Here is an 8,230-nt window from a genome sequence, read left to right on the forward strand (position 1 = left end):
ACAGGGCGTGGTTGCACACCAGGGCCACGCAGCCCAGCTCGCGCGCCACCCGCTGCCAGCCGTCCCAGGGGGTGTCCAGCAGCAGGCCGCGCGGCAGCTCGGGGGCCGTTTCCCGAGCGCCCTGCAGCGATTCGGGACGGAAGGAGGTCAGCAGCGGCGGATCGCCCGGCTGGGCGGTCCACAGGCGCCGCGCCTCGGCGGCCACGGCGCGGCCGGTGGCCAGCTCCAGCCCGGGCGTGGGCTTGATTTCGATGTTGAGCCAGTGCCGCTGCGCCTGGCAGTGTCGCGCCAGGGCCTCCAGCGTGCAGGGTGGCTCCCCCGCGAAGGCGCGCGAGTGCCAGCCACCGGCGTCGAGCCGGCTCAGCTCGCTCCAGGGGCGCTCGCCGGCCACGCCGTGGCCGTTGGTGGTGCGCTCCAGCGTGGCGTCGTGCAGCAGGAAGACCACGCCGTCGGCGCTGAGCTTGGCGTCGCACTCATACATGCGGTAGCCGTGCGCCGCGCCCAGGCGAAAGGCGGCCAGGGTGTTTTCCGGCGCCAGCTTGCCGGCGCCGCGGTGCGCGATCCAGCGCGGGTAGGGCCAGGGGGTGGCCACGCTCAGACCTCGACCCGCTGGCCGGAGGCCGCGTCGAACCAGTGCAGCCGGTCCTCGCGCGGGCGGGCGTGGATGGTGCTGCCCACGGCCGGCGCGCCTTCGTCCTCGTGCGTGCGGATGATCACCGCTTCCTCGCCCAGGCGGCAGTGCACCAGGCGCTCGGCGCCCAGCAGCTCCACCGTCTCCACCTGCAGCGCCCAGCCCTCGGGGCCGATGTCCAGGTGCTCGGGGCGGATGCCCAGGAGGCGGCCTTCGCGCCCGCCCGGGGCCTGCTTGAGCAGGTTCATGGGCGGCGAGCCGATGAAGCTGGCCACGAAGGTGGTGGCCGGGCGGTTGTAGACCTCTTCCGGCGTGCCGAACTGCTCCATGTGGCCGGCGTTCATCACGATCATGCGCTGCGCCAGCGTCATGGCCTCGACCTGGTCGTGCGTGACGAACAGGCTGGTGATGCCCAGCTCGCGGTGCAGCTTCTGGATCTCGATGCGCGTCTGCGCGCGCAGCTTGGCGTCCAGGTTGGACAGGGGTTCGTCGAACAGGAAGACCTGCGGCTGGCGCACGATGGCGCGGCCCATGGCCACGCGCTGGCGCTGCCCGCCCGAGAGCTGGCGCGGCTTGCGCTCCAGCAGATGGCCCAGCTCGAGGATCTTCGCGGCCTTGTCCACGCGCGCCTTGATCTCGTCCTTGGGCACCTTGGCGATCTTCAGGCCGTAGGCCATGTTGTCGAACACGCTCATGTGCGGGTAGAGCGCGTAGTTCTGGAACACCATGGCGATGTCGCGCTCGGCCGGCTCCAGTTCGTTGACCACGCGCGGGCCGATGCAGATCTCGCCGCCCGTGACCTCCTCCAGGCCGGCGACCATGCGCAGCAGCGTGCTCTTGCCGCAGCCCGAGGGGCCGACGATGACGATGAACTCGCCGTCGGCGATGTCGGCGCTCACGCCGTGGATCACCTGCAGGGACTGCTTGCCCTGGCGGTATTGCTTGATGACGTTCTTGAATTGCAGCGTTGCCATGGAGCGTCTCTTTATTTCTCGGTGTCGACCAGGCCCTTGACGAACCATTTCTGCATGAGCATGACCACGATGGCCGGCGGCAGCATCGCCAGGATGGCCGTGGCCATGACCACGTTCCACTCCACGTAGACCTCGCCGAAGATGGCGCGCTTGATGCCCAGCACCACGGGGTACATGTCCTCGCTGGTGGTCACCAGCAGCGGCCAGAGGTACTGGTTCCAGCCATAGATGAACTGGATGACGAACAGCGCCGCGATGCTGGTGCGCGACAGCGGCAGCAGCACGTCCCAGAAGAAGCGCATGGGCCCGGCGCCGTCCATGCGCGCGGCCTCCACCAGCTCGTCGGGCACGGTGAGGAAGAACTGGCGGAACAGGAAGGTGGCGGTGGCCGAGGCGATCAGCGGCACCGTGAGGCCGGCGTAGCTGTTGAGCATGCCCAGGTCCGACACCACCTCGTAGGTGGGGCCGATGCGCACCTCCACCGGCAGCATCAGGGTGACGAAGATCATCCAGAACACCAGGCCGCGCGCCGGAAAGCGGAAGTAGACGATGGCGAAGGCCGAGAGCAGCGAGATCGCGATCTTGCCGATGGCGATGACCATGGCGCAGACGAAGCTGACCCACAGCATGGGCGCCACCGGCGCGATGGTGGAGCCGCTGTAGGTCTTGCCGCCGAACAGCGCGAGCCGGTAGGTTTCCAGGAAGTGGCTGCCGGGCACCAGCGACAGCGGGTTGCTGCTGGCGATCTGCTCGGCCGTCTGGGTGGAGCCGACGAAGGTGATGTAGACCGGAAAGGCCACCACCAGCACGCCGATCAGCAGGATCAGGTGCGAGACGGCGGTGAGGACGGGGCGTCGTTCGATCATCATGGCCGGCTCCTCAGTATTGGACTTTCTTCTCGACGAAGCGGAACTGCAGCACCGTCAGCGCGATGACGATGCCCATGAGGATCACCGACTGCGCCGCCGAGCCCCCCATGTCCAGGGCCTTGAAGCCGTCGTAGTAGACCTTGTAGACCAGGATCGCCGTGTCCTTGCCCGGGCCGCCGTGCGTGGTGGCGTCCACGATGGCGAAGGTGTCGAAGAAGGCGTAGACGACGTTGATCACCAGCAGGAAGAAGGTGGTGGGCGACAGCAGGGGAAAGACGATGGTCCAGAAGCGCCGCCAGGGCGAGGCGCCGTCGATGGTGGCGGCCTCGATCAGCGACTGCGGGATGGACTGCAGGCCGGCCAGGAAGAACAGGAAGTTGTAGGAGATCTGCTTCCACACAGCGGCCATCACGATCAGGGCCAGGGCGTGGTCGGCGTTGAGCAGGTGGTTCCAGTCCATGCCCAGCCAGCGCAGCGCGTGGGCCACCACGCCGTAGGGCGAGGCGAACATGAACAGCCACAGCACGCCGGCCACCACCGGCGCCACGGCGTAGGGCCAGATCAGCAGCGTCTTGTAGACCGAGGCGCCGCGCAGCACGCGGTTGGCCATCACGGCCAACAGCAGGGCGATCACCAGGCCGAAGCCGGCCACCATCGCCGAGAACAGGGCCGTGACCTTGAACGAGGCCAGGTAGCCCGGGTCGTCGAACAGGCGCTGGAAGTTGGCCAGGCCCACGTACTCGGTGGAGATGCCAAAGGCGTCCTGCTGAAGCACGCTCTGGTAGAGCGCCTGGGCGGCGGGCCAGAAGAAGAACACCAGCACCACCGCCATTTGCGGGGCCACCAGCAGCCAGGGCAGCCAGGCGGATCGGAACCGGACGCGTTTTTCCATGGGGGTTTCGCGGACTTGGGGAGGGGCGACGCTACAACAAAAACCGCCCCGCCCGGGTCGCGCCGGTGCGGGGCGGGCAGGGCGCCTGGGGCGCCCGGCGGGCCATCACTTGCCCTTGTTGGCGGCTTCGAAGCGGATCAGCAGCTCATTGCCGCGCTTGACGGCGTCGTCCAGGGCCTGCTTGGGCGCCTTGCGGCCGGCCCAGACCTGTTCGAGTTCCTCGTCGTTGATGGTGCGGATTTGCACGAAGTTGCCCAGGCGGATGCCGCGCGACTTGTCGGTGGTCTTGCGGATCATCTGCTCCACCGACACGTCGGTGCCCGGGTTCTGCTTGTAGAAGCCCGACTTCTCGGTGAGCTCGTAGGCCGCCTTGGTCACCGGCAGGTAGCCGGTGCGCTGGTGGCTCTTGGCGGCTTCCTCGGGTTTGGACAGGAAGGCGAAGAACTGGGCCACGCCCTTGTACTCGGCCTCCTTCTTGCCCGACATCACCCACAGGCTGGCGCCGCCGATGACGGTGTTCTGGGGCGCGCCGGCCACGTCGGGGTAGTAGGGCAGGGTGCTGATGCCGCCGGTGAACTTGGCGTTGCGCTTGACGTTGCCGTACAGCGCCGAGGAGCCGGTCACCATGGCGCACTCGCCCGAGACGAAGGTGGCGTCGGCGGCGTTGCCGCGGCCCTTGTAGACGAACAGGCCGGTCTTGGCCATGTTGGCCAGGTTTTCGATGTGGCGCACGTGCAGCGGGCTGTTGAAGCTTAGGCGGGTGTTGAGGCCGCGCATGCCGTTGCCCAGGGTGGCGAACTCGGTGTTGTGCCAGGCCGAGAAGCTCTCCAGCTGGGTCCAGCTCACCCAGCTGGTGGTGAAGGGGCATTTGTGGCCCGAGGCCTTGAGCTTGCCGGCCGCCAGGGCCACCTCGGGCCAGGTCTTGGGCGGCTTGTCCGGGTCCAGGCCGGCGGCCTTGAAGGCGTCCTTGTTGTAGTGGAAGACGGTGGTCGAGCTGTTGAAAGGGAAGCTCAGCATCTGGCCGTTGGGCGCGGTGTAGTAGCCGGCCACGGCGGGCACGTAGGCGTCCGGGTTGAAGGTCACGCCGGCCTTCTTCATCACCTCGCCCACGGGCACGATGGCCTGGCGGCTGGCCATCATGGTGGCGGTGCCGACCTCGAAGACCTGCAGGATGTGCGGGGCGTTGCCGGCCCGGAAGGCCGCGATGGCGGCGGTCATGGACTCGTCGTAGCTGCCCTTGAAGGTGGGCACGATCTTGTACTGGGTCTGGCTGGCGTTGAAGTCCTTGGCCAGGTCGTTGACCCATTCGCCCAGGGCGCCACCCATGGAATGCCACCACTGGATCTCGGTCTGGGCGTGGGCGGGGCCGGCAAGGGTGGCGGCCAGGGCGACGGCACCGGCCAGGGGCAGGAATCGGTTTTTCATGAAAGGCTCCTCGGGTAGGGGATGCTGCGGAAGCCGCAGGCTATCGGTCTGGTGTGACGGATCGATTGCACAGGTGTTGCCCGGGTATGACAACGGGGGGTTTCCATAAGGAAGGGATGGGATGTTGCGCTGCGATACCATCCCCGCCTCGGTGCCCTATGACGGTGCCGGGTGCCCCATGAACGCTCCCACCCCGCTCACGTTGCTCGCCACCGCCACGGACGATACCCCCCGCTTGCGGGAGATTCCTTACAACTACACCTCCTTCTCGGATCGCGAGATCGTGATCCGGCTGCTGGGCGAGCGCTCCTGGTCGCTGCTGGACCAGCTGCGCGGCGAGCGCCACACTGGCCGTTCGGCCCGCATGCTGTACGAGGTGCTGGGTGACATCTGGGTCGTGCAGCGCAACCCCTACCTGCAGGACGACCTGCTGTCCAGCGCCAAGCGCCGCGGGCAGCTGGTCGACGCCCTGAACCACCGCCTGGCCGAGGTGCAGAAGCGCCGCACGCCCCAGGACGACCCGGCCCGCGACGCCCTGGTGGGCGAGCTGCTGGTGGCCGCCCGCGCCGCCGTCGAGGCCTTCGCCCGCTCTTTTGACGAGGTCGCGGCCCTGCGCCAGCGCGCCCAGAAGGCCCTGGGCCGGCTCACGGCCCGGGACAACATCAAGTTCGACGGCCTGTCGCGCGTCTCGCACGTCACCGACGCCACCGACTGGCGGGTGGAATACCCCTTCGTGGTGCTCACGCCCGACACCGAGGCCGAAATGGCCGGCCTGGTGCAGGGCTGCATCGAACTGGGCCTGACCATCATTCCGCGCGGGGGCGGCACCGGCTACACCGGCGGCGCCATCCCGCTGACCTGGAAGAGCGCGGTCATCAACACCGAGAAGCTCGAGGCCATGACCGAGGTGGAATGGGTCAAGGTGCCCGGGCACGACGAGCCGCTGCCCACCATCTGGACCGAGGCCGGCGTGGTCACGCAGCGCGTGGCCGACGCGGCCGAGCGCGCCGGCCACGTGTTCGCGGTCGACCCCACCAGCGCCGAGGCCTCGTGCATCGGCGGCAACGTGGCCATGAACGCGGGCGGCAAGAAGGCCGTGCTGTGGGGCACGGCGCTGGACAACCTGGTCAGCTGGCGCATGGTCACGCCCCAGGCCGAGTGGCTGGAGGTGACCCGCCTGGACCACAACCGCGGCAAGATCCACGACGCCGAGGTCGCCACTTTCGAGTTGCGCTACTTCGCGCCCGACGGCAAGACCCCGCGCCGCACCGAAACCCTGGCCATCCCGGGCAAGACTTTCCGCAAGGAAGGCCTGGGCAAGGACGTCACCGACAAGTTCCTCTCGGGCCTGCCGGGCATCCAGAAAGAGGGCTGCGACGGCCTGATCACCAGCGCGCGCTGGATCGTGCACCGCATGCCCGAGCACACCCGCACCGTGTGCCTGGAGTTCTTCGGCAACCCCAAGGACGCCGTGCCCAGCATCGTCGAGATCAAGGACTTCATGTTCGCCGAGCAGAAGCGCTCGGGCGTGGTCCTGGCCGGCCTGGAGCATCTGGACGACCGCTACCTGAAGGCGGTCGGCTACGCCACCAAGAGCAAGAAGGGCAACGGTGGCCTGCCCAAGATGGTGCTGATCGGTGACATCGTGGGCGACGACCCGGACGCGGTGGCGCGCGCCACCAGCGAGGTCATCCGCATCGCCAATACGCGCCACGGCGAGGGTTTCACCGCCATCAGCCCCGAGGCGCGCAAGAAGTTCTGGCTCGACCGCAAGCGCACGGCCGCCATCAGCAAACACACCAACGCCTTCAAGATCAACGAAGACGTGGTGATCCCGCTGCCGCGCATGGGCGAGTACACCGAGGGCATCGAGCGCATCAACATCGAGCTCTCGCTGCGCAACAAGATCCGGCTGGCCGACGAGCTGGAGGCCTTCTTCCAGCGCGGGAACCTGCCCCTGGGCAAGGGCGACGACGCCAGCGAGATCCCCACCGCCGAACTGATGGAAGACCGCGTGCAGCAGGCCCTGGCCCTGGTGCGCGAGGTGCGCGCCCTCTGGGGCGGCTGGCTGCAGGACGTGGACCGCCTGTTCCCGCAGCTGCAGGACCACAGCCTGCGCGCGAGCTGGAAAACCCAGATCCGCGCGCCGCTGCAGCAGCTGTTCGCCGGCGCCGCCTTCGGCCCGCTGCTGGCCGAGTGCAACGCCATCCACAAGCGCGTGCTCAAGGGCCGCGTGTGGGTGGCCCTGCACATGCACGCGGGCGACGGCAACGTGCACACCAACATCCCGGTGAACAGCGACGACTACGAGATGCTGCAGACCGCGCACGAGGCGGTGGACCGCATCATGGTGCTCGCGCGCGGCCTGGACGGCGTGATCTCGGGTGAGCACGGCATCGGTATCACCAAGCTGGAGTACCTCACCGACGAGGAGCTCCAGCCGTTCGCCGACTACAAGGCCAAGGTGGACCCCGAGGGCCGCTTCAACAAGGGCAAGCTGCTGCGCGGCGCCATGGACGGCGCCCACACCGCCGACCTCTCGCGCGCCTATACGCCCAGCTTCGGCCTCATGGGACACGAGTCGCTCATCATGCAGCAGAGCGACATCGGCGCCATCGCCGATTCGGTGAAGGACTGCCTGCGCTGCGGCAAGTGCAAGCCGGTCTGCGCCACCCACGTGCCTCGCGCCAACCTGCTCTACAGCCCGCGCAACAAGATCCTGGCCACCTCGCTGCTGATCGAGGCGTTCCTCTACGAAGAGCAGACGCGCCGCGGCGTGAGCATCCAGCACTGGCAGGAGTTCGAGGACGTGGCCGACCACTGCACGGTCTGCCACAAGTGCCTCACGCCCTGCCCGGTGAAAATCGACTTCGGCGACGTCACCATGAACATGCGCAACCTCTTGCGCAAGATGGGCCAGAAGAGCTTCCGTCCCGGCAACGCGGCGGCCATGTTCTTCCTCAATGCCACCCAGCCCGAGACCATCAAGCTCATGCGCACGGCCATGGTCGGCGTGGGCTTCAAGGCGCAGCGCCTGGCCAACCAGTTGCTCAAGCGCGTGGCGCGCAAGCAGACCAGCGCGCCGCCGGCTACCCTGGGCCCGGCGCCCATCAAAGAGCAGGTCATCCACTTCATCAACAAGAAGATGCCGGGCGGCCTGCCCAAGAAGACCGCGCGCGCGCTGCTGGACATCGAAGACAAGGACTACGTTCCCATCATCCGCAACCCGCAGGGCACCACGGCCGAGACCGAAGCGGTCTTCTACTTCCCCGGTTGCGGCTCGGAGCGCCTGTTCAGCCAGGTCGGCCTGGCCACCCAGGCCATGCTCTGGCACGCCGGCGTGCAGACCGTGCTGCCGCCCGGCTACCTGTGCTGCGGCTACCCGCAGCGCGGCTCGGGCCAGTTCGACAAGGCCGAGAAGATCATCACCGACAACCGC

Annotated in this window: 6 protein-coding genes; 1 reads left to right on the forward strand and 5 read right to left on the reverse strand. The window is 68.0% G+C overall.

Translation table 11 applies throughout. The features are described 5' to 3' along the window. From ugpQ to ugpB, 5 genes are all read right to left on the reverse strand, one after another. Positions 1 to 592, reverse strand: a 592-nt coding sequence (gene ugpQ / locus BGO22_RS16100) for a glycerophosphodiester phosphodiesterase (protein ID WP_502686475.1), incomplete at its 3' end; no start/stop codon positions are given. A 2-nt stretch (positions 593 to 594) separates the two neighbouring features. After that, complete coding sequence (locus tag BGO22_RS16105) at positions 595 to 1,605, reverse strand: sn-glycerol-3-phosphate import ATP-binding protein UgpC (protein WP_070399097.1); 1,011 nt, start codon at positions 1,603 to 1,605, stop codon at positions 595 to 597. Positions 1,606 to 1,616: 11 nt separating this feature from the next. After that, positions 1,617 to 2,471, reverse strand: coding sequence for a sn-glycerol-3-phosphate ABC transporter permease UgpE (ugpE, locus tag BGO22_RS16110; protein WP_070399232.1), 855 nt, complete (start codon positions 2,469 to 2,471; stop codon positions 1,617 to 1,619). A gap of 13 nt (positions 2,472 to 2,484) precedes the next feature. Beyond that, positions 2,485 to 3,366 (reverse strand): sn-glycerol-3-phosphate ABC transporter permease UgpA, encoded by an 882-nt coding sequence (gene ugpA / locus BGO22_RS16115; RefSeq protein WP_070399096.1) that lies wholly within the window; start codon positions 3,364 to 3,366, stop codon positions 2,485 to 2,487. A 105-nt stretch (positions 3,367 to 3,471) separates the two neighbouring features. After that, the gene (gene ugpB / locus BGO22_RS16120) at positions 3,472 to 4,791 is read right to left on the reverse strand and encodes a sn-glycerol-3-phosphate ABC transporter substrate-binding protein UgpB (protein ID WP_070399095.1); all 1,320 of its coding nucleotides are present in this window, start codon (positions 4,789 to 4,791) and stop codon (positions 3,472 to 3,474) included. 178 nt (positions 4,792 to 4,969) lie between these two features. Between ugpB and BGO22_RS16125 the strand changes: the two genes are divergently transcribed. Then, positions 4,970 to 8,230: DUF3683 domain-containing protein (locus tag BGO22_RS16125; protein WP_286851725.1), on the forward strand; the 3,261-nt coding region annotated here is incomplete at its 3' end.

Origin of the sequence: Hydrogenophaga sp. 70-12 (assembly GCF_001897365.1) — a bacterium.
GTDB lineage: Bacteria > Pseudomonadota > Gammaproteobacteria > Burkholderiales > Burkholderiaceae_C > Hydrogenophaga > Hydrogenophaga borbori.